Annotated in this window: 2 protein-coding genes; one reads left to right on the forward strand and one right to left on the reverse strand. The window is 69.2% G+C overall.

Translation table 11 applies throughout. The annotated features are described in order from the left end of the window. Window positions 1–57 precede the first annotated feature (57 nt). A complete protein-coding gene (locus ACFY3N_RS36660) occupies window positions 58–288 on the forward strand; it encodes an e9imm peptide (RefSeq protein WP_390821098.1) in 231 nt (76 codons plus the stop codon). A gap of 9 nt (window positions 289–297) precedes the next feature. Here ACFY3N_RS36660 and ACFY3N_RS36665 read toward each other — a convergent pair. Continuing rightward, window positions 298–1,229, reverse strand: a protein-coding gene (locus ACFY3N_RS36665) for an IS5 family transposase (protein ID WP_390821097.1) whose coding sequence is annotated in 2 segments (ribosomal slippage) — window positions 298–851 and window positions 851–1,229 — 933 coding nt in all. Because the reading frame shifts where the segments join, the coding sequence is not laid out codon by codon here. Window positions 1,230–1,287: the final 58 nt, after the last annotated feature.

Below are 1,287 nucleotides of genomic sequence, written 5' to 3' on the forward strand. Positions count from 1 at the left end.
CTAGGAGCTGTCCGGGCGATCAAGGATTTCGTTAGGGTGGCTCGGCGGAGGGACCTGATGAGTGTTGGGGAGATGAGTCGCGCGGAGGCGGTCGTGCTCGTGCAGCGGATCATGGACGCGGACTACGCCTCGGACGACGAGGTGGACGGCTGGCTGGACAGGCTGGGCAGAGCCCTGGCATGCCCGTCCGGACAGGTCAGGGACTTGATCTTCTGGCCGCCGGAGCGGGAGCTTTCGGCTGATGAGGTGGTCGATCAGGCGCTGGCGTATCGGCCAGTCGCTTTGTGACGTCGGGACTCAACTCCGAAGCCAGATGAGCAGAGCCGCAGTGGTGGCGGTGCCGAGGAAGACGTAACCGCGCTTGTCATAGCGAGTGGCCACAGCCCGAGACTGCTTCAGCCTGTTGATCGCCCGTTCGACGGTGTTGCGCTTCTTGTAGCGCTCCTCGTCGAAGCCGGGCGGCCGTCCGCCGCGGGAGCCTTTGCGCAGGCGGGCGGCCTGGCTGTCGGTCTTCTCCGGGATCGAGTGCCGGATGCCACGGCGCCGCAGGTACTCGCGGCAGGGTCCGTTGCTGTAGCCCTTGTCGGCCGCGAGGCTGTCGGGCTTCGTGCGCGGCCGGCCCGGACCGCCCCGCGGAACGCGGATCTTTTCCAGCACCGTCTGGAACTGGGTGCAGTCCGCCCGCTGTCCGCCGGTGACGACCAGGGACAGCGGGCGGCAGCGGCCGTCCGCACTCAGGTGGAGTTTGCTGGTGAACCCGCCCCGCGAGCGGCCCAGGCCCTCACCTCCCGCACCACCTCCACCAGCCGGGCGAGCAGGCTCTGCCACGGCGTTTCGCCCTGGTGTTCTGCCGCTTCGGCCCCCTTTGACGCGGGCGCCGACGGCGGTCCGGTCCGGGCACCGGCCGCGTGCTGATGGGCCCGCACGATGGTGGAGTCCACCGAGATGTCCCAGTCGATCTCGCCGGCGGCATCGGCGGCGGCCTGGACCTGCTGCAGCAGACGCTCCCACGTCCCGTCGGCCGACCACAGCCGGTGGCGTTCATACACGGTCTTCCACGGGCCGAAGCGCTCGGGAAGATCCCGCCACTGCACCCCGGTCCGCACCCGGTGCAGGATCCCGTCGATCACCTGCCGATGATCCCGCCACCGGCCACAACGTCCATTGCTCACCGGCAGGAACGGCCGCAGCCGTTCCCACTCGGCATCCGTCAGATCGCCCCGCCCCATGCCCACAACAACGACCCAGACACGGGACGGTCACATGATCGCCCGGACAGCTCCTAGG

The sequence above is a fragment of the Streptomyces sp. NPDC000348 genome, assembly GCF_042898795.1.
Taxonomy (GTDB): Bacteria; Actinomycetota; Actinomycetes; order Streptomycetales; family Streptomycetaceae; genus Streptomyces.